The 24,793-nt window shown below is 44.3% G+C and carries 23 protein-coding genes, 1 tRNA gene and 5 pseudogenes; 10 read left to right on the top strand and 19 right to left on the bottom strand.

The annotated features are described in order from the left end of the window. Nucleotides 1–217 precede the first annotated feature (217 nt). The 4 genes and pseudogenes from queE (at nt 218) to PKHYL_RS05450 (ending at nt 3,629) form a co-directional block, all read left to right on the top strand. A complete protein-coding gene (gene queE, locus PKHYL_RS05465; RefSeq protein ID WP_240366176.1) occupies nt 218–949 on the top strand; it encodes a 7-carboxy-7-deazaguanine synthase QueE in 732 nt (243 codons plus the stop codon). A 92-nt stretch (nt 950–1,041) separates the two neighbouring features. Then, nucleotides 1,042–2,157: a multidrug resistance efflux transporter family protein gene (locus tag PKHYL_RS05460; protein WP_240366175.1), complete on the top strand. Its 1,116-nt coding sequence runs from the start codon at nt 1,042–1,044 to the stop codon at nt 2,155–2,157. 98 nt (nt 2,158–2,255) lie between these two features. After that, nucleotides 2,256–2,891 carry a trimeric intracellular cation channel family protein gene (locus PKHYL_RS05455; protein WP_240366174.1) on the top strand — a complete coding sequence of 212 codons (636 nt, stop codon included), beginning with the start codon at nt 2,256–2,258 and terminating at the stop codon, nt 2,889–2,891. Nucleotides 2,892–2,962: 71 nt separating this feature from the next. Then, nucleotides 2,963–3,629 (top strand): annotated as a pseudogene (locus PKHYL_RS05450) (trimeric intracellular cation channel family protein). A 67-nt stretch (nt 3,630–3,696) separates the two neighbouring features. Here the strand turns inward: PKHYL_RS05450 and recJ are convergent. Then, nucleotides 3,697–5,539, bottom strand: a pseudogene (recJ, locus tag PKHYL_RS05445) (single-stranded-DNA-specific exonuclease RecJ). A gap of 328 nt (nt 5,540–5,867) precedes the next feature. Here recJ and PKHYL_RS05440 point away from each other — a divergent pair. Beyond that, a pseudogene (locus PKHYL_RS05440) lies at nt 5,868–6,382 on the top strand (hypothetical protein). 173 nt (nt 6,383–6,555) lie between these two features. Then, nucleotides 6,556–6,945 carry a hypothetical protein gene (locus PKHYL_RS05435; RefSeq protein ID WP_071001935.1) on the top strand — a complete coding sequence of 130 codons (390 nt, stop codon included), beginning with the start codon at nt 6,556–6,558 and terminating at the stop codon, nt 6,943–6,945. A 337-nt stretch (nt 6,946–7,282) separates the two neighbouring features. Here the strand turns inward: PKHYL_RS05435 and PKHYL_RS18005 are convergent, their stop codons facing one another. From PKHYL_RS18005 to uvrB, 3 genes and pseudogenes are all read right to left on the bottom strand, one after another. Then, a complete protein-coding gene (locus tag PKHYL_RS18005) occupies nt 7,283–7,441 on the bottom strand; it encodes a hypothetical protein (protein WP_332835931.1) in 159 nt (52 codons plus the stop codon). Nucleotides 7,442–7,663: 222 nt separating this feature from the next. After that, nucleotides 7,664–7,936 carry a hypothetical protein gene (locus PKHYL_RS05425; RefSeq protein ID WP_143007408.1) on the bottom strand — a complete coding sequence of 91 codons (273 nt, stop codon included), beginning with the start codon at nt 7,934–7,936 and terminating at the stop codon, nt 7,664–7,666. Between the two features lie 178 nt (nt 7,937–8,114). Next, nucleotides 8,115–10,227, bottom strand: a pseudogene (gene uvrB, locus PKHYL_RS05420) (excinuclease ABC subunit UvrB). Between the two features lie 455 nt (nt 10,228–10,682). On the opposite strand from uvrB, the gene dps reads away from it, so the two are divergent. Continuing rightward, nucleotides 10,683–11,030, top strand: a complete 348-nt coding sequence (gene dps, locus PKHYL_RS05415) for a DNA starvation/stationary phase protection protein Dps (RefSeq protein WP_240366172.1) — start codon at nt 10,683–10,685, stop codon at nt 11,028–11,030. 322 nt (nt 11,031–11,352) lie between these two features. Here the strand turns inward: dps and PKHYL_RS05410 are convergent, their stop codons facing one another. From PKHYL_RS05410 to PKHYL_RS05395, 5 genes and pseudogenes are all read right to left on the bottom strand, one after another. After that, entirely contained in the window at nt 11,353–12,150 is a 798-nt protein-coding gene (locus tag PKHYL_RS05410) for a cation diffusion facilitator family transporter (RefSeq protein WP_269778266.1), read from the bottom strand. Continuing rightward, on the bottom strand, nt 12,081–12,440 hold the full coding sequence (locus tag PKHYL_RS17250) for a cation transporter (RefSeq protein WP_269778265.1): 360 nt from the start codon (nt 12,438–12,440) through the stop codon (nt 12,081–12,083). The genes PKHYL_RS05410 and PKHYL_RS17250 overlap by 70 nt, the downstream gene beginning before the upstream one ends. Nucleotides 12,441–12,611: 171 nt before the next feature. Continuing rightward, nucleotides 12,612–13,162: pseudogene (locus PKHYL_RS05405) on the bottom strand (acyl-CoA thioesterase). Nucleotides 13,163–13,316: 154 nt separating this feature from the next. Beyond that, a complete protein-coding gene (locus PKHYL_RS05400; RefSeq protein WP_071001940.1) occupies nt 13,317–13,727 on the bottom strand; it encodes a DUF2177 family protein in 411 nt (136 codons plus the stop codon). 40 nt (nt 13,728–13,767) lie between these two features. Continuing rightward, entirely contained in the window at nt 13,768–14,658 is an 891-nt protein-coding gene (locus tag PKHYL_RS05395; protein WP_228724559.1) for a LysR family transcriptional regulator, read from the bottom strand. Between the two features lie 104 nt (nt 14,659–14,762). Here PKHYL_RS05395 and PKHYL_RS05390 point away from each other — a divergent pair, with 104 nt between their 5' ends. Continuing rightward, the gene (locus tag PKHYL_RS05390) at nt 14,763–15,935 is read left to right on the top strand and encodes an MFS transporter (protein ID WP_071001942.1); all 1,173 of its coding nucleotides are present in this window, start codon (nt 14,763–14,765) and stop codon (nt 15,933–15,935) included. A gap of 115 nt (nt 15,936–16,050) precedes the next feature. On the opposite strand, the gene PKHYL_RS05385 is transcribed toward PKHYL_RS05390, so the two are convergent. The 9 genes from PKHYL_RS05385 to PKHYL_RS17245 form a co-directional block, all read right to left on the bottom strand. After that, a complete protein-coding gene (locus PKHYL_RS05385) occupies nt 16,051–16,215 on the bottom strand; it encodes a hypothetical protein (protein WP_240366171.1) in 165 nt (54 codons plus the stop codon). Then, nucleotides 16,169–17,506, bottom strand: a complete 1,338-nt coding sequence (locus PKHYL_RS05380; protein ID WP_240366170.1) for an SAM-dependent methyltransferase — start codon at nt 17,504–17,506, stop codon at nt 16,169–16,171. Before PKHYL_RS05380 ends, PKHYL_RS05385 begins: the two co-directional genes overlap by 47 nt. Nucleotides 17,507–17,588: 82 nt before the next feature. Continuing rightward, complete coding sequence (locus PKHYL_RS05375; protein WP_212564348.1) at nt 17,589–18,677, bottom strand: DUF1365 domain-containing protein; 1,089 nt, start codon at nt 18,675–18,677, stop codon at nt 17,589–17,591. A 60-nt stretch (nt 18,678–18,737) separates the two neighbouring features. Next, complete coding sequence (locus tag PKHYL_RS05370; RefSeq protein WP_240366169.1) at nt 18,738–18,983, bottom strand: hypothetical protein; 246 nt, start codon at nt 18,981–18,983, stop codon at nt 18,738–18,740. Next, the gene (locus PKHYL_RS05365; RefSeq protein ID WP_240366168.1) at nt 18,974–19,774 is read right to left on the bottom strand and encodes an FAD-dependent oxidoreductase; all 801 of its coding nucleotides are present in this window, start codon (nt 19,772–19,774) and stop codon (nt 18,974–18,976) included. Before PKHYL_RS05365 ends, PKHYL_RS05370 begins: the two co-directional genes overlap by 10 nt. Continuing rightward, nucleotides 19,728–20,084 (bottom strand): hypothetical protein, encoded by a 357-nt coding sequence (locus PKHYL_RS05360; protein WP_240366167.1) that lies wholly within the window; start codon nt 20,082–20,084, stop codon nt 19,728–19,730. Before PKHYL_RS05360 ends, PKHYL_RS05365 begins: the two co-directional genes overlap by 47 nt. Before the next feature lie 104 nt (nt 20,085–20,188). Next, a complete protein-coding gene (locus PKHYL_RS05355) occupies nt 20,189–20,443 on the bottom strand; it encodes an FAD-dependent oxidoreductase (protein ID WP_240366166.1) in 255 nt (84 codons plus the stop codon). Nucleotides 20,444–20,503: 60 nt separating this feature from the next. Next, the gene (locus PKHYL_RS05350; RefSeq protein WP_269778264.1) at nt 20,504–20,992 is read right to left on the bottom strand and encodes an SDR family NAD(P)-dependent oxidoreductase; all 489 of its coding nucleotides are present in this window, start codon (nt 20,990–20,992) and stop codon (nt 20,504–20,506) included. Beyond that, nucleotides 20,977–21,240, bottom strand: coding sequence for an SDR family NAD(P)-dependent oxidoreductase (locus PKHYL_RS17245; protein ID WP_269778263.1), 264 nt, complete (start codon nt 21,238–21,240; stop codon nt 20,977–20,979). Before PKHYL_RS17245 ends, PKHYL_RS05350 begins: the two co-directional genes overlap by 16 nt. 521 nt (nt 21,241–21,761) lie before the next feature. Between PKHYL_RS17245 and PKHYL_RS05345 the strand changes: the two genes are divergently transcribed. Both PKHYL_RS05345 and PKHYL_RS05340 read left to right on the top strand, forming a co-directional pair. Beyond that, complete coding sequence (locus tag PKHYL_RS05345) at nt 21,762–22,964, top strand: pyridoxal phosphate-dependent aminotransferase (RefSeq protein ID WP_240366165.1); 1,203 nt, start codon at nt 21,762–21,764, stop codon at nt 22,962–22,964. 256 nt (nt 22,965–23,220) lie between these two features. Beyond that, nucleotides 23,221–23,296 (top strand) — tRNA-Asn (locus PKHYL_RS05340). Nucleotides 23,297–23,426: 130 nt separating this feature from the next. On the opposite strand, the gene PKHYL_RS05335 is transcribed toward PKHYL_RS05340, so the two are convergent. Beyond that, the gene (locus tag PKHYL_RS05335) at nt 23,427–24,734 is read right to left on the bottom strand and encodes an arsenic transporter (protein WP_240366164.1); all 1,308 of its coding nucleotides are present in this window, start codon (nt 24,732–24,734) and stop codon (nt 23,427–23,429) included. Nucleotides 24,735–24,793: the final 59 nt, after the last annotated feature.

The raw sequence follows: 24,793 nt of genomic DNA, 5'->3' as shown, positions 1-24,793 counted from the left end.
ACGGTACGGACGTCGATAAATCATAGTTACTAAAGACGCTGAAGAAAACTTCAGCGTCTTTTTTGCACCCTAATGCAGAGCGTTGCGTTATAATCCGTTTTTTGGTTTTGTTTTATCCAAACATAAAACGACAAATACCACACAGCCTGCCTTCTTCTTTATTACGATTGATAACCGCTCCATCGCCTTATCAACCTTTAACTGTATTTGACATATTATGAGTGAATCACTATTGCGCACCGCCGCTATCCCCGTCACTGACCCTGAAGCGGGGTTACGTTTGACTGAGATTTTCTATTCCCTACAAGGTGAGGCCCTGACTTCTGGCTTGCCGACGATATTTGTACGTCTAACGGGCTGTCCGCTGCGCTGCGTCTACTGTGATACCGAATATGCCTTTACGGGCGGCGAGCGTCAGTCATTAGAAACCATCATAGACACGATCAAAAGCTATCCATGTAAGCGCATTTGTCTGACTGGCGGTGAGCCATTAGCACAGCCAAATGCGATTGAGTTGATGAAACGCTTGCTCAGCGATGGCTATGAGATATCCCTTGAGACAGCGGGCGCGCTCTCGGTGCAAAATGTACCACCAGCCGTCAGCAAAGTGATGGATATCAAAACACCAAGCTCAGGCGAAGTGGACAAAAACTTATGGTCAAATCTCGAACATCTCACCGAGCACGATCAGATCAAGTTTGTCATCATGAACCGCACAGATTATGACTGGGCAAAAGAAAAATTAGTCGAGCATAAGTTAAATGAATTGGTCGGTACCGTTTGGTTTTCGCCGATGTTCAACGTGGCAGATGATGTCGATGAAGCGCTCAGCCCTGAGGTACCTGTGTTGGCAAGAGAGCTTGCTGAATGGATGCTGGCAGATGCCTTGCCCGTTCGTTTTCAGCTGCAACTACACAAAATTATTTGGGCAGATGCCAAAGGCAAATAAAAAGACAAACCATACGCTAGTCACTGATAGAACATCCATTTAGAACAATAAATATAAATACAAATACAGGCACGTACTTTCAAGGAGGAAACATGATTCGGCTGATCTTGCTAGGACTACTGTCAGGTGCGTTTTTTAGCTCAACCTTTGTATTAAATGAGCTGATGAGCGCTGCTGGTGGGCATTGGTTTTGGTCAGCGAGCTTGCGCTACGTATTTGTGCTACTACTACTGACGGCAATGATTGCTGTTCAACACGGTATGGGACGCATCGAAGAGCTTTGGGCGATTTTTAGTCAACATATAGGTTTCTGGTGCATTACTGGTAGTATTGGCTTCGGCGTGTTTTATACTGGCATCTGTTATGCAGGTGATCACGCCAGTGGTTGGGTTGTGGCGGCGACCTTTATGTTTACCGTCGTGACCAGTTTGCTTGTCTTACTGGCATTCGGACAACGCTTTGATAAAAAATTCATTTTTTATGCCCTGATTGTTTTTGTTGGCGTGGTACTGGTCAACGTCAGTGAAGGTTTGCACGCGCCTAGTGATGCCAATGCCATACCACTGACGCAAATGCTACTGTATGGCGCGCTGCCAGCACTGATCGCGGCGTTTAGCTATCCTATTGGCAATCAGTTGGTTTGGCAGGCCTCTTACAATGCGAAACAGCCTAAAGCTAGACACCAAGATAGGCATCAAGATAGTGAGCACCACTCGCAGCTGATGCGCGCCGAAACAGCATTATTGGCCAGCGCGCATGATACTGCTGATACGCATAGCGCTGACCGTGATACTGCGAACAACTCCACACTGCAAACCCTGATCAGACGTATTCCTGTTATCGAGACGGATCTGTTACAGAACGCCTTTAACAAAGTGTGGTTGATGACCGTCGGGAGTTTGCCATTTTGGCTCGTTTTAGGCATCATGGTGCGCCCTGAGTTACCTGGCAGCGCGCAGGTATTTAACACGCTACTGGTCGCCTTGTTATCAGGGGTGGCCGCGACCAGTCTGTTTTTATATGCGCGTGAGCACGCGGTGACCTCAAGTGAGGTCGCGGGCGTTGACTCGACCCAAGCCAGTGAAATCATTTTTGCTTTGATTGGTGGTATGATCCTGCTGGGAAATCCACTACCCTCAGCCTTAGGTCTGGTCGGTATTGTACTGATTATCATTGGCTTGATACTGTTTGCAAAGATGGCTAAATGACGCTCTAACGATGCGCTGAGTTTTTTACATCAGCCAAAAATTCATTATTCAAAACAAAAACTCCATCATTTTGATGTTCAATATTTGGCAATATAACCATGGTTAATGATTTAATTTTTCCTGATATTCTATTATATTTATTGGACATGGTGGGTATCATCGCCTGCGCAATTGCAGGGACATTGCTCGCTCAGCACAAAGGCTTTGATATTGCTGGCTGCATCTTGGTTTCGATGGTCAATGCCATCGGCGGCGGTACGCTACGTGACATGGCACTAGATCGTCACCCACTATTTTGGATGATGGATCTCAACTATGTGATCGTCATTACCGTGACATCCCTTGTATTACAAATATTCTTTCATCTATATCACAAGATCGACAATGCGCTTAAGCTTTTCGATGCCATTGGTCTCGCGGCATTTAGCGTGATTGGCTTTAAGGTCGCATTGACCCAAGACATGTCACCTCTTATTGCTATCATGATGGGCGTCTGGACAGCCATTATTGGTGGGATGCTCCGTGATATTATCTGCAATGAGATACCATTAGTATTGCAGCGTGAGATTTATATCACGGCCAGTATCGCAGGATCTGTGACATATTTATGCCTGCAGTATGTCGGTGTCAGCGCTGGCATCAATGAGTTTATTATGTTGTTTGTCATCTTTGCGGTACGCATGCTGGCGCTCAGATTCGACTGGCATTTGCCCTCTATCCGTTTGGTTGCTTAAATAGCTGATCAAAAATGCAATGCTTTTTGTACATAAAAGCTGACAATCATCAAAAATAGTGAGAATGGCTTATGTTGGCTATCGTATTAGATCCTGCTGTCCTAATCACTACTTTTGATCCGCGCTCTTTGATCTATTTTTTTGATATGATTGGGATTATCGCCTGTAGCGTTTCAGGGACGATACTAGCCAAGCATAAGAACTTTGATGTCTTTGGTTGCTTGCTGGTGTCTATTGTCACAGCCATCGGTGGCGGCACCGTACGCGATGTGATTTTGGATCGTCATCCGCTGTTTTGGATGGTAGATATGAGCTATCTGACACTCATTACGATCTCTTCCCCTAGCCATGCAGATATTTTTTCATCCAAACTCAAGACGCGTTGATAAGTTCCTCAAACTGTCCGATACCATCGGTCTATCCGCCTTTACGCTCATCGGTATCAAGGTCGCTGATAGTATGGGTACCAATGTGCCAGTGGCACTGTTGTTGGGGGTGATTACCATCATCGTTGGTGGCATCATTCGCGATATGATTTGTAATGAGATTCCACTGGTATTGCAGCAAGAGATTTATATCACTGCGGCGTTAACTGGGGGTATTCTATATTTTGCTCTAAAGAACTTAGGCGTTACCGATTGGGTTGCTGATATCTCTGCGATGAGTACGATTTTTACCTTGCGTATGCTGGCTATTCGTTATGATTGGCAGTTCCCCACTCTTGAGTGGAAGTACTGATGTTAAGTCAAAAGTAGCAAATGCTATCAGCACACTCAAACTTGACTGTACTGATAGCATTTAAGCCTTAACCTTGCTCTACCACAGCCAAGTCTTTTACCATCAGCTGTAAGCTTTGTTTGCCATTCCATTCATTGATATCTAGCTGAAATAGTAAATGCACTTTTTTGGCACGGTAATCCCAAGCGTCATTGTCAAAGTTAAAACAGATTGCCTCGATTGGATATTGGACGTCTGGATAACGCAGCGATAGTTTAAGATGCTTGTCTTTTAATATCTTAAAACTCAATACCTCAAACACACCGTCAAATATCGGCGGTGCAAATCCATGACCCCAAATGCTAGCATCTGCTAAATGTTCAGCAAACCACAAGCTAAAATCTCCCGCTTGCAAAGGTCCATCAGTGAATTTCTGCTCTGCAAACACGTCATCATCCATTTGTGCCATCACCTCATTAAAGGCGTCGACAAATGGCTCAAAATTACGACGCTTTAGGGTCAGACCTGCTGCCATCGCGTGACCACCAAAATGACTGATGAGATCAGGCTGACGCTCGGCGACTTGCTCAATCGCATCACGAATATGCACGCCAGCAATTGACCGTGCTGATCCCTTAATCGCATCGTCTTCACCAGTCTGCTCTGTATCTGCTGGCGCAAAAACAATGCTAGGTAGGTAATGACTTTCTTTTAAACGTCCAGCGACAATACCAATCACGCCTTGATGCCAATCATCCTGATACAGAATGATACTACGAGTGTCTGTATGGCTTGTCTTATGAGTAGTGGCGAATTGAGTATTAACTTCTTGAGTAATGAGGTCATCGCCACTGTCGCTTGTATTTTCATCGACCTCAATATCAGTTTCAGTAGCCAATGTCTGTACGATACTATCTGCCTGCGCACGCATCTCGCCTTCTACGTGACGGCGTGTACGGTTTAGTTGCTCAAGCTCTTGCGCCAAACGCTGGGCGGTACTCCAGTCTTCGGTCAATAGGCACTCAATCCCGATACACATATTATCCATACGTCCAGCCGCATTGATACGTGGCCCTAACACAAAGCCAAAATCCTGTGCGTGTAATTGCTTTGGGGTCACGGCCTGCTTGCTCAAGTAGCGCCAATATACCCATACAACAGCGACCTTGACGAATAGCAGATAGCCCGTGATGGACCAAGATACGATTGTTTTTATCGAGTACGCCGACATCTGCGATCGTACCAAGCGCTACCAAATCTAAATACTGACTGACCTGCACCGTAGACTTGCCAGCGTCGCGGCGCAGCTTTGCCAATCGTCCGAGCACATAAAACGCGACCCCTACCCCGACCAGTGCTTTACTGGTGAAATTGCAATCAAGCTGATTGGGATTGACGACGGCTTCAGCAGGTGGTGTCTCTTTAGTCGTGAGATGATGGTCGGTGATAATTACCGTAATACCATCCGCTTGGGCACGCGCCACACCTTCATGACTGGAGATACCGTTATCGACCGTCACGATCATGTCCGGCTGAAAGGTTTCGATGCCCAATTCGACAATCTCTGGCGTTAGCCCATAACCGTATTTGAAGCGATCGGGCACCAAAAAATCGACGACTGCCCCCATCTTTGTGAGTGCGCGCATCATCAGCGCGGTACTGGTTGCGCCATCACAGTCAAAGTCACCAACGATCAGGATACGCTGACCGTCATCGATAGCGATGTCCAATAGACGCACGGCTTCAGTGATACCGTGCAGCATGTCAGCAGGCAACAGACCAGACAAACCAGTCTCCAGCTCATCAGGTGCAGTGATACCTCGGCCTGCATATAAGCGAGCAAGCGTCAATGATTGGGCGGCAAGTGGTTGCAACGCGGCGGGCAACTCGTCAATGCGAGTGCTGGTATTACGGGGAGTTAAATTTAGCATGAGCGTATTTTACTGCCTTTAAGGCAGGGTCACAACGACAATTTATAACGTCTCTTTATAGCGTCTCTGTACACTAGCTAATATTGCATTTATTTACCAAAGATGTTGGCTTAAATGGTAATTTGGAAAAGGATTTATTCAGTGAACACGTATCGCATGTGACTCTTCATTTACAAAAAGGATGCATAGTGACCGTAGTTTTCTGCATTTTGCTACAAAGCAATGATTGTATGGCACCTATAAATTCATAGAATAGTAGACAACTGAGAGACTTGCTAATTATTGACGGTTACATCATCAATATTTTAACTATTTATAAGGATACTTTATGAAAACCACACCAGCTGCTGAAAAATTACCAAATACGATCGATCCTAGCTTAGATCTTGATAAAGTCAAAAAAGAATGCCTCGACATGGTAAAAAAACGCGCCAGAATATCTGCTGGTGTTGCCATTGTTCCTGTACCGTTCTTTGATGTGGCGGTTGATGCTGGCATGCTGACGCAATTGATTCCTGAGATCAGCGAACGTTTTGGTTTGATTGAAGACCGTCAGTCAGCAATCGATCTTCAGTCACGCGAAGTGCATTGGAGCGCTGTCAAAGATCGCACTGTAGATTTTGCAGGATTGATGGCAACACGTGGTATCGTTAAGAAAACCATTCAAGGTTTTGGTGGTCGTATCGCAGCCAAACAAGTCACCAAATTTGTCCCATTAGGCGGTCAACTGGTTGCTGCGACCATGGGTTATACAATTTTTAAGAAAATCGCTACTGACCATATCAACGAATGCTATAAGCTTGCCAAAGACATTCAGCAAAAGAACATGGTAAAAATGTTTAATAAACATTAGGCAACGCCATATTTACAAAGCCAGCTATGAGATTTTTTAGCTGGCTTTTTTGTGAGTAAGCGCATTGTAGACTGTCTCAGGCGACGGGTTAATGATGCCATTACTATATTTTACTGATAATATACCACTTTAGAGATTATCAAACACTTTCAAGGATTCACTTATGAAAAAACTTTTGGCATCGACCGTTATGCTGGCTACTGTCGCGCTAGCAGGCTGCACCACGACAGGTGCTACAAATGACGGCACAGGCACAGCAATTGGTACCGCAAATGAGATTGGCATGAATGTCTTTAAAGCGGCGATCGACAACCAATGCCGTAGCCAAATTGAAAAACAAACCGCTTGGCGTGTTGCAAGCGTCGCCATGACGGAAGCGCAGCAAGAGTCTGTTAAAAGTAACGTTTGTGGTTGCGTGAGTGAGCAAGCCCCGCAGCAAGTGACCATCGTTGAATTGGGTAATGCCGCTATCGATTCTCAGTATCGCGCTCAACTGGTCACTAGAGTTGTCGCCAAATCGCTTCAAAGCTGCTATGCCAGTTTTGTCAAATAGAGCACAATATTAATAAATAAAACGTCACAAAAAAGGGGTGCGCTACCAATAGCACACCCCTTTTTTTGACGGTTTATACTATCTACCTACTTACCACCTACTTACGTTATCGCATTTGCCTAAAATTTGTTTGAATCAGCTGGGTTTTGGGATAGAGCAGCTGTAAAGGCAATGTCTGGCTGCGCCGGAAATACTTAGAGGAGCCATCAATAATTTTATCCACCTCTTTTACTAATTCGGTAATAACATCATCATAAACACCATGATACAGCTCTTTTTCAAATGCGGTAAAGGATGCTTGCGTGACGCTGAACCAACCTCAGTTACCCCTTCCTTGCTATAAAAAAATATCTACACGCCCATCACTATTTAACACACAGTTTAATTGACCACCTTCAAGCTCCATCTCTACCCGCTCAGGCATAAAAATATAATCGTCCACGTTGATAAGCTTTTTTTCTACTTCCCGCTTAAAAAACGACTTGATATCAAACATAAGTACTTCCCTAACTTTATAATTATAAAATACAAGAGCATGCCTACTTCTATTGCTGTAATAAAGCTTTTATGTATATGCTGAGTAGATCATGCTTTATGAGGCTATTCTATAAGATAGAGAGCGATTTTTTAAGGTGCGATATGTAAAACTGCGTTTGATGTTGGTAAAAATAAAGAGCTTGCCTCAAGTCTTATCAAGACACTATCCTATTTATAGTGATTAAACCCAACCTTGTTCACGAAATGATTTGAGCACCTCAACGAATACTGCCATCTCATCAGGTCTGCCAAGCGTTATACGATTGAAACCTGTGATGGGCGCAAACTCGCGACCAACCGCAATACCATGCTCGTGCATTCTGTTGACATAGGTTTGTACGTCCCCCTTTACCTCATGAAATATAAAGCTGGCTTGTGAGGGTAGATATTGGTAAGCACCATAAACAATACGCCTAAATTGTGTCGATTCCAAAAACTCCGCTGCATATGGCAAACTACCGAACCCATCATGAGCCAATGCTTTGGAATGCTGTATGAATTATAAGATTGATACCGATATGGTAAGTGGCACTGGGTTCTATTCCAATCTTTGTCAGCGCCCTCTTATCGAATAGACCAAAAATGAGGTGCTCAGTGCGCACCCCATTTTTTATATTATTTAATACAGACAATCAGCTCAAATGTGCTTTAAGCTCCAGCACTTTATCGCGGGTCTTCGCCGCCTCTTCAAATTTCAAATCACGCGACATTTGCTGCATTTGCTTCTCAAGACGTTTGATTTCTTTGGCCAATAAATCAGGACTACGCAAGATATTGATATCGACATCAGGCAAATTGCTCTTGACTGGGATAGCCTGATTGTCATTGGCATCTAGGCTTTCGCCTGTATCAATCTTATCAGTGATGCTACGGCGCGCGCCTTTTGGCGTAATATTATGCTCAAGGTTAAAAGCAATCTGTTTGTCGCGGCGACGTTCTGTCTCATCTATCGCCTTCTGCATACTTGGAGTAATGCGATCTGCATAGAGAATGGCCTTGCCGTTCAAATGACGTGCTGCACGACCAATGGTCTGAATAAGTGAACGCTCAGAACGCAAAAACCCTTCTTTATCTGCGTCGAATATCGCCACCAATGAGACCTCAGGCATATCCAAACCTTCGCGCAGCAAGTTAATGCCGACCAACACATCATACTTACCAGTACGTAGCTCATGAATGATCTCCATACGCTCTACCGTGTCGATATCTGAATGCAGATAAGCGACCTTGACACCATATTCTTTTAGATAGCTGGTCAAGTCCTCTGACATGCGCTTAGTCAGGGTGGTAATCAATACGCGCTCGTCTTTTTCACGGCGTTTGGTAATCTCAGACAGCACATCATCGACCTGTGTCAAGACCGGACGTATCTCGATCTCAGGATCAATCAGACCCGTTGGACGTACAACCTGCTCTACCACCTGCTCACTATGTTCAAGCTCATACAGCGCTGGCGTGGCACTGACATAAATGGTTTTGGGCTTAATGCGCTCCCATTCTTCAAACTTCATCGGGCGGTTGTTCATCGCACTTGGCAGACGAAAGCCATAGTTGACCAAGTTCTCTTTGCGTGATCTATCCCCTTTATACATTGCACCGATCTGAGAGACGGTCACGTGTGACTCGTCGATGAACAGCAGAGCATCTTCTGGAATGTAATCAAACAACGTCGGCGGCGCTTCCCCCTGATGGACGACCAGAGAGATGCTGTGAGTAGTTTTCGATACCATTACAGTAGCCAAGCTGCTGAATCATCTCAAGATCATACTGGGTACGCTCTTTGAGACGCTGTGCTTCAATCAGCTTGTTGTTTTCGCGAAAATACTCCAAACGCGACTCAAGCTCAGCGCGTATGGTTTCACTGGCCGCTTCTAACTTATTGCGCGGCGTCACATAATGTGATTTTGGATAAATGGTAATACGCGGCACACTACGTACGGTCTTGCCCGTTAACGGATCAAACCACGTGATTTTCTCCACTTCATTGTCAAACAAATGCACACGTACCGCCAGTTGCTCAGACTCAGCAGGATAGATATCTAGCAGTTCACCACGCAAACGATAAGTACCACGGCCAAAATCTAACTCGTTACGGGTGTATTGCATTTCAACCAAACGCTTAATAGTTGCGGTACGGTCTATCTGATCACCAACCACCACATGCAATAGCATTTTTAAATAACTTTCTGGATCACCCAAGCCATAAATACACGATACCGATGCAACGATAATCGCATCACGACGCTCAAGTAGTGCACGAGTGGCAGACAAACGCATCTGATCAATGTGATCATTGATGGCGCTGTCCTTTTCGATAAAGGTATCGCTAGCAGCGACATAGGCCTCTGGCTGATAGTAGTCATAATAACTGACAAAATACTCAACCGCATTGTTTGGGAAAAACGACTTAAACTCGCCATATAGCTGCGCGGCAGGGGTCTTATTATGCGCCATGATGATGGTTGGGCGCTGACATTCAGAGATGACCTTAGCCATGGTATAAGTTTTACCAGAGCCCGTCACACCTAGCAATAGCTGTTCATCCATACCAGAGTCAATACCTTTGACCAGCTTTTCGATGGCTTGCGGCTGATCGCCTGCTGGCTCAAAATCGGTGACCATCTCAAAGGCACGGCTGGATATTTTCGTTCCAGACGCATTGACACCACTGATTTCAGCTTCGCCTTGGAGCTGAGCGGCCAATTGGTTTAACTGACGCGATGAGCGCGGTTCAGGCATTCTCATAGTAATTTTCTTCTTATTAAAGTTTATAACAATATGGAGTCTGAGCAGCGGTTTTTAAAGGCTTTTTAACGGATAATGACGAGTCTTATCTTATACATATTGCCATATCGCGCTACACAAAATATAAGTCTGTAAAGATACTATTTATCGATAAATAAACCTGCCGTTGTTATAAAAAACGCACATAGACTTTGATAAATTTACAAAGATTTTCACGGTTAACAAACCCGTTACACGACCACCTAACAAAGCCTAACACTGAGGGGTTCCAACATCGATTCAAGCTGCTATTATCGATCATGAATTAACAAGCAGGTGACTTATCAGCCGGCAGATAGAGATATTTCTGATATTTATTTTGGATTGATTGTCATCAGGTAAGAGTAAAAGACTAATAACAATACATTGAGATTTTCATTCAATATAATAATTTTAAATAAATAACGGAGTAAAATATGAGAGAACGTTACGCAAGTGGAATTTCAGACGATACCGCAAAACAAATGATTGATTTGTTAAATGCTAACTTGGCAAACGTTATTGATCTAACCCTAGATGGCAAACAGTGTCATTGGAACCTACAAGGTACTGGTTTCATCGGTGTGCATCAGTTGTTAGACGAAACGTCAGATCGTATCCTTGAAGTATCAGATACTATTGCTGAGCGTATTGTGATTTTGGGTGGTCAACCAAACGGTCTGGCAAGTCGTGTGGTAAAAGAGTCTATTCTAGATGACTACCCAACTGATATTACTGAAGTAGATCAACACGTACGCGAGCTAACTAGCCGCTACAAAAAGTAGCAGAGACATTAAGAGAAGCTATTGCTACTGCTGGCGACGCTGGTGATGAAGATACCGCTGACCTATTCACTGAAGCTAGTCGCATCGTCGATAAAGATGCTTGGTTCATCGGTGCGAATGCGCCAAAGAAATAAGTATCCGTGAATTAATGGGTATTTTAGACTCATAATTGCGAATAAAAAAAGCCGTCATTATTGACGGCTTTTTTGTGTCTTACACTTTTTGTGTCTTACACAATGAATGACGTATCGAATATTTAACAATCTACCTGCTGCCAATAAATCCGTCCACTGTATTCTCTTTTATTGACTTGCTTTATAGCTCAAATATCTTCTAATTTCAGAATATCAGCATTCGGTGCCGATAGTGTCAAAATTGCCTCTTGGAATACAGGGTTATCTCGGAACAAGTTTTCAATCTCCTCAAACTTTTGAGCGACATGTTCTTCTTTCTGATTGCCTGCGATATCCACTGCGGCGACCATAAAGATCTTTTTAGGACCAACCCACTCTAGGTGTAGATAGGACACACTATCGATATCTGGATGATTGAGCAGTTCGCTCAACACATACTCGTGCATACGGTCAGTGACTCTATACCCCACCAAAAAATCACGGTTACGGCTAATCAAAAATATCGCGACCACCCCCAGTAATAAGCCTACAATGATAGAACCAAGCGCATCCCAATAAGCCTCTCCAGTATAGGCATGCATGCCCATAGCGGCGGCGGCAACCACCAAGCCAATAACGGCAGCTAAATCCTCAAAAAACACACCACGCAAAGTCGGATTAGAGGTATCTACCACATAGCCAAGCGCACTCACATCTAATGCTTCGCCGTGCTTTTTACTCTGTCTATAAGCCTGAACCAGCGAAAACCCCTCAAGCACAAAGGCGACTGCTAAAACGATAAAAGCAATCGTATAATTGGTCTCAGATTCAGTAGCGTTCCACTCCTTAATACCCGTATAAATAGACACAATCGAGCCTGCCGTAAATACACCAAAAGCAGCAATCATTGACCAGACATAGGATTCTTTGCCATAGCCTAATGGATGGCTCTTATCAGCAGGTTTAACAGATTTTTTTCGGCGACAATGAGCAACGTACCATTGCACGCATCCGCCCATGAATGAGCTGCTTCAGCAATCATGGAAGCAGATCCTGTCAAAAAGGCAGCCACGGTTTTTGCAATCGCGATAATGACATTGGCACCAACGGCAATCAACACCGTAATGAGCGAGCCTGAGTGCTCATCGTTGGTTTCAGGACTTTGGTTAAGGGTATGCTTTAATTTAGGATCATTGAAGGTTGTCAGGTTGCCACCTCCACGCGCACGATGACTCGGCACTTTAGAAGAAGCTGACGAATGATGTTGGGGATTACCAACGGATGGCTTTAGACTCATACTAAACTCACTGGAATAACATGTTGATAGTGAATATATTCACCATGGACGAATGGCTTGAAATACCTATCAGCTTAAAGTAAGCGCTTTACAATATCAGTGTCTTTTTAGTGAGTCGTTGTAGCGTAAGGCCGTTATATCATCAACATCTGATAACCAGATCTAGTGACTCTATTTGGCAATATCTTCAGGCTCGCCAAAATTTTGATTCAAGCTTTCAATATCACAACTGGGACGATGTGCGCTTTCCATACGCAGTTTTTTTCGCTCTATCGCTGCATCTGCTCGGCATTGCTGTAATTTATTTTTGATGACAAGCGGAGGGACAGGAGTTGGCTTGCCATTATCATCGATAGCAACCATTGTAAAATAGCAGCTATTGGTATGGCGCACGGTACGAGCACGCACATCTTCTGCCTCAACACGAATGCCAATCTCCATTGAGGTATTTCCCACATGATTGACACTGGCTGCAAGGTTACTAATTCGCCCACATAAATAGGCTCACGAAACATAACTTGGTCCACGGACAATGTCACGACATAGCTACCACTATAACGACTGGCACAAGCGTAAGCGACCTGATCGAGCATCTTTAGCAAATCACCGCCATGGACATTACCGATAAAATTTGCCATATCAGGCGTCATCAATATCGACATATATAGTTCATGATTCAGTGGGGCTTTTTTGGCAGTCGAGCTGGTATTGTATTGCGGCATAACGTTCCTTAAATGGTTTGACACTTATTTGTTGTGCCTACCATTTATACAGTAGGACACCAAATAGCGCAAACAGCCCTATGTCTCTAATCGGTCTAGGTTATGTAAATCAAAGCTATATAGGGCCAGCTTTTATGAATAAGGGCGATCTTGGTTAGCTCAACCAATGAAAACGATAAGCCAGCCAAGCGACAATCGCGCTGACTGACCCCGTTAAAACACCGCCCCATACAAAGTCAACGAGCGCTGTATCTAGCGTAAAGCCCTTATATAGTGCCAAGTTAGTAAAGTCATATGTACCGTAGGCCATTAGACCAATCAAACCACCAAGTAAGAAAATATGACCAACTGATGCACCTGCTTTGATTTGTGGATATAGAATCAATATGCAGAGTGCCAAGATATAAAACATATAAAAGATACCAGCTGCCATCATGTTAGGCTCATCCGCCAATAGATGACCGATGCGCGACTCATAAAAAGCCCCTTTCATGGTCGTCAGCCAAACAGCATCCACTCCTAGAAAGATAACCACCGCGGCAAGATAAATAAAAACGTAACCCATGATAATACCCCTTATAAAAATGAATAAAAACGGATAAAACTTATAATGTCAGTCGTGGCTGAATAAAATCTAAAAATGCTAAAATACGCGATGATACGGCACTGTTTTTGTAATAGACCGCCTGTATGGATTCGCGATTGTTTGGTGTTACTATAGCCTCAGGCAACACCTCAACCAATCGTCCAGATTTCAAATCGTCACCAATCATAAAATTTGACAGTAAAGCGATACCTTGATGATTTAAACACAGCTGACGCAAAGTCTCGCCGCTACTGCCAGTCATATGAAAGTTCAGTTTCACTGGTGTTTTTAGTGGCCAGCTATTTAGCTTTGACGCATCGTTAAAGCCAATTAATTTATGAGTGCTTAAATCATTAATATGAGCTACTTCATTATGCTGATATAAATATTCAGGACTGACTACTAGCCGCAGCTGACTTTTACCCAATAGACGCGCATGCAAGTTTGAGTCTTTTAAATCGCCAATTCTGATAGCCAGATCCGTCTTATGCTCAAGCAAGTCGATGATATTGTCATGCGAGGTCAAATCAAGCGTAATATGCGGATACTGCTGCACAAACTCACCAACCAAAGGCGTCAGCTGATGCAATACAAACGGACTCGCAGCGTCAATTCGTAGATGCCCACTCGGCGCTTGTTTTAACAGCTTAATTGCCTCTTCACCGGTATATAACGTATTTAAACTCTCACGCGCATATCTAATAAAGACATGTCCTTCCTCCGTCAGCTCTAAGCGCCGTGTCGTTCTATTTAATAGCGTGCATTGCAGCGTATCTTCGAGTCTGGACACCGCACGAGACACTTTAGCGACTTGCTGATTCAGCAAGTTGGCAGCGCCAGTAAAACTGCCCGTATCCACTACGGTCAAAAATATCTCTATATCTTCTGTTTTAGCATGTCCCATCATCATGATGACCTTTACAAAATTAACAAAGGTATTTTGTCATTTGTGCTGTTTTTGCAAACTATAAATCGGTCAAACTACGCGCATTATTTAATTATTAGGATGTCGTTATGCCACTCGCTTTATGGGCGCTTACTCTAAGCGCATTTGCAATTGGGACAACCGAATTTGTCATTGTTGGATTGGTACCAACTATTGCCACCGATTTGGGCGTGAGCTTGCCTTCAGCAGGGTTGCTCGTCAGCCTATATGCCGTTGGTGTCGCTATCGGTGCCCCTATCCTTACTGCACTCACTGGTCGCTGGAATCGTAAAATAGTACTGATGAGCCTAATGGGTCTGTTTGTCATCGGCAACTTGCTGGCTTGGCAAGCACCCAGTTATGAAACCTTAATACTTGCCCGTATCTTGACTGGTCTGGCACATGGTGTGTTTTTCTCTATTGGTTCCATGATAGCTACTAGCCTTGTCAGTAAAGAAAAAGAAGCCAGTGCAATTGCCATTATGTTTGCCGGACTCACTGTGGCGCTCGTCACTGGCGTCCCCCTTGGTACATGGATTGGACAGCATTTCGGTTGGCGCGCTACGTTTTTGGTCGTCTCAGCACTGGGTTTAATCGCTTTAATTGGTAGCGCGATATTAGTACCAAAAAACCTAAAAAAATCTATCCCTGCAACCTTCAAAGAGCAATTACAAGTCATTGTAAAACCGCAATTACTACTGGTCTATTTAATGACTATTCTCGGCTATGGCGGTACGTTTACGGCATTTACCTACCTAGCACCTATCTTAGAACAACAAACCAAATTTGCGCCATCAGCCATCGGTATTATCATGCTCGTATATGGCGTGTCCGTTGCTATCGGTAATATCTGGGGCGGCAAACTTGCAGATAAACGTGGCCCTATTAGTGCGCTTAGCATTATATTTAGCGCCTTAAGCATTATTCTTTTATTATTCACCTTTACTATGCAATCCAAGATCGCTGCTGTACTCACTATTTTGGTATGGGGTGCGTTTGCCTTTGGTAATGTACCGGGCCTACAAATCTACGTGGTCAAACAAGCTGAAAAATATACACCGAACGCTGTCGATGTCGCTTCTGGATTGAACATTGCTGCATTTAATATCGGTATTGCACTGGGCTCAGTCATCGGTGGTAGCGTGGTTGAAAATATGTCACTGCAAGATACAGCTTGGATCGGTGCTGTTATCTCTTTAATGGCATTAGCGGTAACACGCTATTCAGGTCTACTTGATAAGCGTGCCCTGCAAACATCATAGAACCTTTCAATGTAAAACTTTTCAATATACAACCTCTCAACATAAGGGTCTCAAACTGTCTATACAGTATGAGACCATATAAGTGTTATGAAAAGCCGTATCTATATCACTTAACTTATACTGTCGCTGTGTTTGCCATATCTGCGTCATTAAAGGCCGTCTCATCGTTCGAAACCGTTTCGTTTTTTAAGACCGCACTTGGTAAATCGGAAAAATGCAGCGTGTCAATATTGTTAGGCTTCACCGCAGTGACTTGAACCACACCGATGGTACGCTCCAAGAATCCCCCCTTCGCAGTAACAGAAATAAAACGCCCATAGGCGGATAAAGGCATCGTCATAGCCAAGCGCCTGAATCTCTGCACGCTGTGCCATAAATGCAGCACGCCAATCACGCAGCGTGTATGCATAATCAAAGCCATAATCATGTAGTTGCTTGATGACCATGTCCGTCTGCTCAGTAAACTGTGTCGTCAGCTCTTGATTGGATAGCAGACAGCCCCCTGGAAAAATATGCGTTTGGATAAAATCGACCGAATCGATATAGTCTTGATAATTCTGATCATTAAAAGTGATGGCCTGCAATACCATAAGACCTGTCGGTTTGAGCAAGCTATTACATTTAGCAAAGAACGTCGGTAAGTACTCATGTCCCACCGCCTCAATCATCTCGATACTGACTAGCTTGTCATATTGACCTGTCAACTCGCGGTAATCTTGTTTGAGTAGCGTGATCTTATCAGACAATCCTGCCGCTTCGACTCGTCGCTTCGCTTCATCATACTGAGCATCAGAGATAGTCGTGGTGGTCACATGGCAGCCATAATGAGTAGCTGCATAAATCGCAAAACCACCCCAGCCTGTACCAATCTCAATGACACTATCATCAGCACTCAGCTGTAAACGTTGGCATATGAGCGACAGTTTGTGCTGCTGAGCATCGCTAAGCGTCACGTCAGGCGTAGGATAGACTGCCGATGAGTACATCATCGTATCATCCAAAAAACGCTGATACATATCATTGCCCAAGTCATAATGCGCTAGGATATTGGATTTAGAACCAGATTTGTCATTACTACGTAGCTGATGCTTTGCTTTCTCAAATGCTTTACTAACGCCCGCAAAACGATTTTCTAATTTATTAAGCACTTCCAAATTACGCGCCGCCAAACGGATCAGGCCCGTCAAATCATCCGTGTCCCATTCGCCATCGATATACCTGTCTGCCAAAGCGATAGAGCCACCAAGCAGCAGTTGACGATAAACCGCACTATCATGAATCTCTAACGTGACGTTTAGAGAATGTCGACCTACTGCTGAACTACTTGCTACCTGAGGAGTGACTTTGCCAAAGCTAGTTGTCTTTGCTGTTTGCTCACCAAAGGTCTCAATCAAAGTAAGACTGCCAAACTGGATATGCTGTAATGCGCGAAATATAAGCTTTCTAGCTAAATGATTCATCCCATCGCTGACGGGTTGTAGTACGGCACTTTCGTTAACCACTTTACTCATGCGAGCGGTTAATTTCTCTAATTTTGTCACTGGTGCTCGGTCGGTCGGTCGTACTGACATCGTATGGTTGTCCTTGTCTAGGTTCTTTTGTTTTGAAATTGACTATATAAAATGTGTTGCTGATTTTTGGATTTCTAGATTATCAATCGTTTAAAGTTTCGCTTTTTAAAGAGGCAGATGTTTTCTGATTACTGTCGGCTAGCTTTTCATCATAATTGATATAAGGCACCTTTTTGATCGCATAGAGTTTAAAGGCTTGCCCATAAATACGTGCTAACGAGGTCATGTTCATCAGTGGGTTTTTTCGCAAGCTATTGCGAACGGTGGTTTCTGTCAGCGGCACCCCTGATATCTTTATACCCGTTTTTAGGACCTCACCGCGCTTATCACTGATATCAATAGCGATACGAACTTGCAAGCCTGTGCTTGGCTGCTTATCTACCGTATGTTGTTGTGTACGTTTTACCGTCACCTGCCAGCGGTATAGCTGATCGATAGGATTAAAAGGTGACACATGAAAGTCCTTGTCATGACAAAACTCAGTCTCTTCTCCTTCTAACAAAAACCCATAGTAATGACGCTTGTCCCAAGGTGTATTGGATACTTCAGCCAATAAGTGCGTCGGCGTCTGCTGCTCATTAAACCCTAAGTAAAAATTGACTGGGCTAAAATACATACCCGCATTACGGCATACGAGTAATCCCACCATATCTCCTGTAGGACTGCTACCTGCATGTTTGATAAATGCTTGGCTCAGACGCTGCTCTAGCGCTTGATTAGATGGTAAGTTGATATCAATATCTTTATTGTCACTTATGTTCTCATTGTCATTTAGGCTCTCATTGTCATTTAGGCTCTCATTACTACTTAGGCTATTGAAACCCTCTAGATAATCATTAGGGCAAAATTGTTGCAGCGCTTTTGTCTTAGCTGAAAATAAAGGCAATCCCTTTGCCAATAACTTCTTTGGTAATATCTTGCTCAGGTGTGATACGCCTAAAACCTTATGCTCACCAAAAGCTGCCGTGTCTATTTCTGGAAGATCCTGTCCTGCCGCCAATGCACTGATATTGATGCCCCAATAGCGATACGGATAAACAAAATTATTCACATTAGGTAGCAACCGACTATGCCATGTCGTGCCCTCAAGCAATTGATGCGCTAATGCAGTAGTATCACAAGCTAGCTCATGACGTAACATATCATTAGTAGGTTTGGTGGACACGGTCATAGACACTCTCTTCGGTAAAGGCACATGATGATAGAAAAATTTGCAATATTGCTCGCAAGGCTATTTGGCTTTACGGCGAGCAAATAAACCACGTTTTTTATTTTGGGAACTATCATGATCCTCACTCTGTAAGCGCTCAGCATAATCAACCAGCTCCTGGTTGGTGGTCGCAGTGTTAATCTGACTCTTATCAAGGGTGCGTGCTTTTGTGTCAGCTTTTACTGGCAAGTCTTTATAACGAAACGGCGTATGTGCGCTATCCGCATTAGGCAAATACGCTGGATCAACCTCGTCTTTTATATCCATATCATGACCGAGCGCCTGACACACACGTAGACCGCTGCGTACGCCATCTTCATGAAAGCCATTAAACCAATATGCTCCGCAAAATGCGTATGCAACCCTGTGCCAGAGATACTTGACCATTTGGTTTGCGCCTCAATCATCTTTAGATCGAACACTGGATGGCTATAATCAATGCTTTTGACGATTTGCTGATCATCGACTTCATGGTTAAGCGTAACCAAATAATTATGCTTCTTGGTCAGACGCTGCAAGATATTCATATGATACGTTAGCACGGGTTTTGCAGGTGCTTGTGTATTTACGCTAGCTTGATTCTTGTCTGTCACATTGTCTGAAGTCTTTCTATCAATAAGGTAGTTCCAGCTTGCCCATGCCAGTGGCTTCTTGGGTAAGACGCTCGTATCGGTATGCAATATCGCCGTGTTTTCGGTGAAGCGGAAGTGACTCAGCACCTCAGTTTCAGTGGTACTGGCATCTGTTAGAATCTTCAGTGCGGTGTCTGCATGACAGGCAAAAACAACCTCGTCAAATACAAGGTTCTCGATGTTGTTAGCATTACCTTTGTTCTGAACCGTCAACAGCACTTTCTCACCATCACGTGTCACAGACTGTACTGGACTATTGACTCGCACTTTGCCACCCGCTTTGATAAAGCGTGGAATCAGTTTATTAACGTATTGTTTTGAGCCGCCTTTAATCGTGAACCACTGCGGACGATTGACCACATCGAGCAAGCCATGATTGTCAAAAAATTGCGCAAAAAAACACCAGTGGGAAATCTTGCACCTCATCCAGACTGGTTGACCAAATGGCAGATACCATGGGCAGCAGATAGTTATCAGTAAACAGCTGACCATAGTTTTGTTGAGCCAAGTAATTACCTAGCGTCTGCTCAGTAAATCCGCTAATGTCTTGCCCCGCAGCACGCGCACTATCATACTCTTGACGGAGCTGCTTAATGTGTTTATTAAACTGCAAGATATCTTTGATAAACTGCCAGAACTTTGGATTGAGTACGTTTTTGCGCTGCGATAATAAGGTGTTGAGCGTATGCCCATTGTATTCAAAACGACGTGCGGTATTTTTGACCGAAAAGCTCATATCCGTCGCCTGAAATGGCACTTGCAGATCGTGGAGCAAACGGAAGAAATTGGGATAAGTACGCTCATTAAAAACAATAAAACCGGTATCTATGGCGCTACTCTCTACGTTACTAGTCTTTGCTTTTTGCCGTCCTGTAGTGCCACATCAATGGTATTTACATGCCCGCCGATATAATCATTGGCCTCAAAAACGGTCACCTCATGTTGCGCGCCTAAATAATGCGCACAGGTCAGTCCTGACACACCCGAGCCAATAATGGCGATACGTTTTTGCGCTGCCTGATGGTCAGCATTTTTGGCATCATTGCTGTCCGTAGTTTTTTGGTTATTTGCACGCTTGAAACGAATAAACGGCATAAAAGCATTCCCTGTTATATTTTTGCGGTTGTTATCGTGGATGATCTGCTTATCAGTAAGTTATTTCTTATTGAGTTTCTCACTCACTTGCTGCCAGACCAAATCAGGCAATGTGCCCAATGCTTTTAGTGGCATCGTTAATTTTTTGGGGAACTCAATAACCTCGTGCCCGCTTTCTATGCCATCACGGATGGCTTGACTGGCCTGCTTTGGCGTCTGGATAAACGGCATAGGAAAATCATTTTGCTCAGTCATTGGCGTTTCAACAAAACCCGGTACGACCAAGCTCACCGACACATCGTGTGGTGCGAGGCTAATCTGTAATGTTTTCATCAGATAATGGATAGCAGCTTTTGAGCTACCATAAGCTTCAGCACGGGCAAACGGCACGTAAGCAGACGCTGAACCGATACCGACTAGGCGACCTTTAGACGCAATGAGCTTTGGCAATACGCCTTCGATGGCATGAGACAACGTACCCATATTGACTGACATCACTTTCATAAATACTTCGCTATCAAAGTTTGGCATATCTAAATACTCACACATGCCAGCACCGCAAATCGCCAAATCAATGGTGTCGACTTTTTCAAACGCTGCAATGACTTTTCACGATCCATCAGGTCCAAATCAATCGTCTCTGCGCCGAGCGATTTTAGCTCAGCCAGCGCCTCGTCATCACGGCCGACAGCATACACGGTATGGCCCTCTAGCAGATAATCCTTGGTCAATTGATTGCCAATACCAGAGGTCGCACCAGTAATAAGAATGTGTTGTTTTTCAGCAGAATCTGTCATCGTGAATATCCTTTTAAATGTTCTTATAATATGAAAAGCGTATCGCTCAACAAAGAGCTGAATAGAGCTGTTTTTAAATTCGGATGCAAGCTTTCATCTGAGCGTATTTGTGCTCTGTTATATGGCTTGTTTTTATTAACCTATACGCCATCTTATTTAACAAACCTAAATAGTTATAGTAGTCGGCTATAGGTTTATTGTTGTGTCTTCGCAATTGCCACAACGAAACCATCTTATCTTTGCTGTGGTCTTCATATTTATACAGTGAGTCATGCTAAAAGACAGTCCGCAATGTTTTGTTATCGGGGTAATAAGACAGCGCTATATCAGCATGCTACAATATTAAAATAGCCGCGCAGACATGGATGAGCGTCTCATTTATGATCGAATTGTGGCTATCTTCACGACAAGATGAGGTGATTGTCTAAACTGCCCGATATCTTGTCCTGATAGTGATAAAAGCGTTATATAATTAATATCGATTTTTACCAATCCCACTCCCCATATAAAAAGGATCTCTCATGAGCGAGTTGCAACTGTCTGACCGCGTCAATAGCATCAAACCCTCTCCTACGCTAGCGATTACTAATAAAGCAAAAGAACTAAAAGCAGCTGGCAAAGACATTATCGGTTTGGGTGCAGGCGAGCCTGATTTTGATACCCCTGACCACATCAAAAAAGCAGCAATCGATGCCATCAATAATGGCTTCACCAAATACACCGCTGTTGATGGTACGCCAGAACTCAAAAAAGCCATCATAGAGAAATTCAAGCGCGACAATGACATCAGCTATGAGCCAAACGAAATCCTAGTATCGGTCGGTGGTAAGCAGTCATTCTTTAACCTTGCCCAAGCGTTTATCAATCCTGGCGACGAAGTCATCATCCCAGCACCATACTGGGTGAGCTATCCTGATATGGTTATCATCGCAGAAGGCGTACCAGTCATCGTAAAATGCCCCGCTGAGCAAGATTTCAAAATCACCGCTGAGCAGCTAGAAGACGCCATCACTGAAAAAACCAAACTGTTGGTATTGAACAGCCCTTCTAACCCGACTGGTATGATTTATACCTTGGATGAGCTAAAAGCCATCGCTGAAGTATTGAAAAAGCATCCACACGTGTATGTGGCATCAGACGACATGTACGAGCACATCCGCTGGACGGGTGATAAGTTCTACAATATCCTCAATGCCGCGCCTGAGCTAAAAGACCGTGCCATTATCCTAAACGGTGTGTCTAAAGCCTATGCGATGACAGGCTGGCGTATTGGCTATGCTGGTGGCCCTGCCAAACTCATCGGCGCGATGAAAAAAGTACAGTCACAGTCTACTTCATGCCCAACCTCCATCAGCCAAGTGGCTGCAGAAGCAGCCATCAGTGGCGATCAGAGCGTACTTGAGCCAATGGTAGCGGCATTTGAGAAGCGCTGCGACCTAGTCGTTAATGGTCTAAACGCCATCAAAGGGATCACTTGCTTGCGCCCTGACGGTGCGTTCTACGTGTATCCTGAAATCAAGCCACTCATCAAAGCCGCTGGCCTATCATCATGTACTGAGTTTTCAGCATGGTTACTAGAAAAAGTCGGTGTCGCGGTCGTACCTGGTGATGCTTTCGGTCTTGGTGGCTATATGCGTATCTCTTACGCGACTGATGAAGCCACATTGCAAGATGCCTTGTCACGTATCGAAAAAGCCATTGCTGACTTGGACGTTGCCGAATAAGTCACAAAGCATCGTTAGCCTTACAAGTGCTTTAACAAAAAAGACGCCGCGTCGTTTCTATGCGGCGTCTTTTTTATGGTTATTTTGCTATTTATCCGTAAAAGCCCTCTCCCTCATCATTAAAGTGATATTTTTTACGAGTTATGAAAAAAACGCTTGACGTATTTTTTATCTTTGCTAGAATACGCCCCACTTAGCAAGAACTCGTTAGAGACTTCTAAGGCTCGTTGTAAGCGATTAGTTACTTACAACCTATTCTCCAATAGCTCAGTTGGTAGAGCAACGGACTGTTAATCCGTGTGTCCCTGGTTCGAGCCCAGGTTGGAGAGCCACATTTTAGTAGTAAACCTTTTGAGTCACTATAGATTCAATTATGGCATTTGCCAAAACCCCCATCAGTTTGATGGGGGTTTTTTATGGCTTGTATTTGAAAGCAACTCTGCACTGACTCTACTGTCTTAATTAGCTTGGCAGCATAGGCAGCCAAACAACCAAGGCCAAAAGCGTCACTAGTAACACAGGAGGCGTAATCAGCAGGCCTATTTTTATATATTGTCCCCAGCTAATTTTGTAGTTTTTTTCTGCCAATACATGCAACCATAATAACGTCGCAAGACTGCCAATCGGTGTAAACTTAGGGCCCAAATCGTTGCCGATTACATTGGCATAAATCATCAGTTCTCGCGTCGCAGCGGGCACTTGCGCCTGATCAATCGCGAGCGCACCGACCAAAGTCGCTGGCATATTATTCATGATAGACGCGACAATGGCAGATAAAAACCCAGTCCCTACTGTGGCAATGACTGCGCCCTGCCCTCCTAGCCAGTTAAGCACGCGCGCGCCATAGGCGGTAAGACCTGCATTGCCCAAGCCATACACCACCAAATACATACCAATCGAAAACAGGACGATTTGCCAAGGAGCTTTGCGTACGACATCACTGACAGAAATCACCGCGCCGCGTCCGCCTTGCCACAAACGACCAGCGATGGCCATTAGCAACAATGCGATAGCGCCAGTGACAAGTGAAATAGGTAACCCTAGCGGCTCGGTCGCAAAATAAGCAACCAGTAGCAAACCCAACAATGGAAAAGCGGCGCGAAAGACCAATGGATCGGTAATAGCGGATGCAGGGGCACTTAGATTATCGACTGGATAGTGCTTAGGAATATGACGGGCATAGACCATCCACAATACCAGTAGCGTCGCCAATACGGACACAATATTCACGGGCACCATAACTGCCGCATAACGCCCAAAACCAATATCAAAATAATTGGCGCTAACGATATTAACTAAATTTGAGGTGACCAAGGGCAGACTTGCTGTATCAGCGATAAAACCCGTCGCGATGATAAAAGCTAAAGCGGAAGGTGGTGCAAAATTTAGGCGCAGCAAGATCGCAATCACAATGGGCGTCAGTAATAGCGCCGCCCCATCATTGGCAAAAAACGCAGAAATAAACGCACCCAATATAACAATCATCGGAAACAGCAGTCGCCCTTGCCCATTGCCAAGGCGTGCCACATGCAGCGCTGCCCAACCAAAAAATCCTGCTCTATCCAAGATAAGCGAGATGATGATCAGCGCCACAAAAGTAAAGGTCGCATCCCAAACAATATCCCACACGATACCGACATCTGATAGCTGCACGACGCCAAGCGCTAACGCGACCAAGGCGCCGCCCATCGCACTCAACCGATACCCAACCCCTTTCGGTTGCCATATTACCAGCACCAGAGTGACAACAAAAATAGCGAACGCAAGCATGGCACAGCCTTACTTAAATAATAATGTTAATGTGATTGTATTGGGGTAACAGTCTTAGC

This window comes from Psychrobacter sp. KH172YL61 (assembly GCF_007182895.1).
Lineage (GTDB): Bacteria > Pseudomonadota > Gammaproteobacteria > Pseudomonadales > Moraxellaceae > Psychrobacter > Psychrobacter pacificensis.
Note: the sequence above shows the minus strand (reverse complement) of the source record. Positions and strands in the feature narration are given on the sequence as shown.

Excerpts from the sequence above, each read along its gene's own strand:
- PKHYL_RS05335 (WP_240366164.1), bottom strand. The coding sequence starts at position 24,734 with ATGCTTGCGTTCGCTATTTTTGTTGTCACTCTGGTGCTGGTAATATGG.
- PKHYL_RS05460 (WP_240366175.1), top strand. The coding sequence starts at position 1,042 with ATGATTCGGCTGATCTTGCTAGGACTACTGTCAGGTGCGTTTTTTAGC.
- PKHYL_RS05435 (WP_071001935.1), top strand. The coding sequence starts at position 6,556 with ATGAAAAAACTTTTGGCATCGACCGTTATGCTGGCTACTGTCGCGCTA.
- PKHYL_RS05360 (WP_240366167.1), bottom strand. The coding sequence starts at position 20,084 with ATGAGCTTTTCGGTCAAAAATACCGCACGTCGTTTTGAATACAATGGG.
- PKHYL_RS18005 (WP_332835931.1), bottom strand. The coding sequence starts at position 7,441 with ATGTTTGATATCAAGTCGTTTTTTAAGCGGGAAGTAGAAAAAAAGCTT.
- queE (WP_240366176.1), top strand. The coding sequence starts at position 218 with ATGAGTGAATCACTATTGCGCACCGCCGCTATCCCCGTCACTGACCCT.
- PKHYL_RS05390 (WP_071001942.1), top strand. The coding sequence starts at position 14,763 with ATGCCACTCGCTTTATGGGCGCTTACTCTAAGCGCATTTGCAATTGGG.
- PKHYL_RS17245 (WP_269778263.1), bottom strand. The coding sequence starts at position 21,240 with ATGACAGATTCTGCTGAAAAACAACACATTCTTATTACTGGTGCGACC.
- PKHYL_RS05400 (WP_071001940.1), bottom strand. The coding sequence starts at position 13,727 with ATGGGTTACGTTTTTATTTATCTTGCCGCGGTGGTTATCTTTCTAGGA.
- PKHYL_RS05345 (WP_240366165.1), top strand. The coding sequence starts at position 21,762 with ATGAGCGAGTTGCAACTGTCTGACCGCGTCAATAGCATCAAACCCTCT.
- PKHYL_RS05365 (WP_240366168.1), bottom strand. The coding sequence starts at position 19,774 with ATGAGGTGCAAGATTTCCCACTGGTGTTTTTTTGCGCAATTTTTTGAC.
- PKHYL_RS05455 (WP_240366174.1), top strand. The coding sequence starts at position 2,256 with ATGGTTAATGATTTAATTTTTCCTGATATTCTATTATATTTATTGGAC.
- PKHYL_RS05375 (WP_212564348.1), bottom strand. The coding sequence starts at position 18,677 with ATGACCGTGTCCACCAAACCTACTAATGATATGTTACGTCATGAGCTA.
- PKHYL_RS05395 (WP_228724559.1), bottom strand. The coding sequence starts at position 14,658 with ATGATGATGGGACATGCTAAAACAGAAGATATAGAGATATTTTTGACC.
- PKHYL_RS05350 (WP_269778264.1), bottom strand. The coding sequence starts at position 20,992 with ATGTGTGAGTATTTAGATATGCCAAACTTTGATAGCGAAGTATTTATG.
- PKHYL_RS17250 (WP_269778265.1), bottom strand. The coding sequence starts at position 12,440 with ATGAGTCTAAAGCCATCCGTTGGTAATCCCCAACATCATTCGTCAGCT.
- dps (WP_240366172.1), top strand. The coding sequence starts at position 10,683 with ATGAGAGAACGTTACGCAAGTGGAATTTCAGACGATACCGCAAAACAA.
- PKHYL_RS05370 (WP_240366169.1), bottom strand. The coding sequence starts at position 18,983 with ATGGATATAAAAGACGAGGTTGATCCAGCGTATTTGCCTAATGCGGAT.
- PKHYL_RS05355 (WP_240366166.1), bottom strand. The coding sequence starts at position 20,443 with ATGCCGTTTATTCGTTTCAAGCGTGCAAATAACCAAAAAACTACGGAC.
- PKHYL_RS05380 (WP_240366170.1), bottom strand. The coding sequence starts at position 17,506 with ATGTCAGTACGACCGACCGACCGAGCACCAGTGACAAAATTAGAGAAA.